Origin of the sequence: Aliiroseovarius marinus, from assembly GCF_004360145.1 — a bacterium.
Classification (GTDB): domain Bacteria; phylum Pseudomonadota; class Alphaproteobacteria; order Rhodobacterales; family Rhodobacteraceae; genus Aliiroseovarius; species Aliiroseovarius marinus.
The window spans coordinates 1-769 of record NZ_SAIT01000037.1; the positions used below are offsets into that span (position 1 = coordinate 1).

Sequence of the window (769 nt, forward strand, 5' to 3'; positions counted from 1 at the left end):
CCGGTAGCTGAATAAGCTGCCGGCGTTTGGCGTTCGAGGGGGGAGTTGTTGAATTAACCGCCTTCCGCACCGTTTAGATATCAGATCGGATTTGATGTTGCGCTTTCTGAGGCCCTATGGCCTTATGACAGCCGTCTACAAGCTTTCTATGGGATGTCATTATGAGAATAGCAGCGATTACAATGGCTTACCAAGAATACGCCATGTTGGAAAAATGGTATCACCACTATGGTGATCTTGTCGGCTACGAAAATCTTTATGTAGTGTCTCATGGATTTGATGAACGCCATCGTGACATCACCCCGGGGGCAAGTCACATCACGTTCCCAAGGCATCAGGTAAAGGGGTTTGAGGGAAACCGTCAACACGCCTTAGCTGAGCTGCAGAAATCTTTGTACCGCTACTATGATGCGGTGATCAGAGTCGATGTGGATGAATTTTTATTTGTTGATCCGCAAATCCATGACAGTTTCATAGGCTGCATTCAAAAAAATATGAAGAACAGCACCCAAGCCTGGTATGCATTGGGATTCAACTCTTTCTGCCTTGACCCAACGGACAATGCCGACACGGGGCCGAATATGAGCGCCATTGCAAGGCAAGCGGTTGCTACCTCGGTCTACTCAAAGGCTATCGCTGCCAGAAACAGTTTCGTGGTGTTTCTACATGGCGCGTTGTACACGGGAAAAACAGTATTCAACACCAAGGCGTGTGTCATGCCAGATGGGCTATAAAGGGCGGCGCAATATTGGACCACGGTAGCGCCGCC

Annotated in this window: 1 protein-coding gene; it reads left to right on the plus strand. The window is 48.9% G+C overall.

Annotated features, from left to right (window positions below):
• Positions 1-182: 182 nt before the first annotated feature.
• On the plus strand, positions 183-734 hold the full coding sequence (locus EOL43_RS15275; RefSeq protein WP_166636268.1) for a glycosyltransferase family 2 protein: 552 nt from the start codon (positions 183-185) through the stop codon (positions 732-734).
• The last annotated feature ends 35 nt before the right edge of the window (positions 735-769 follow it).

Coding starts and splice junctions, on each gene's coding strand:
- EOL43_RS15275 (WP_166636268.1), top strand. CDS start 183: ATGGCTTACCAAGAATACGCCATGTTGGAAAAATGGTATCACCACTAT.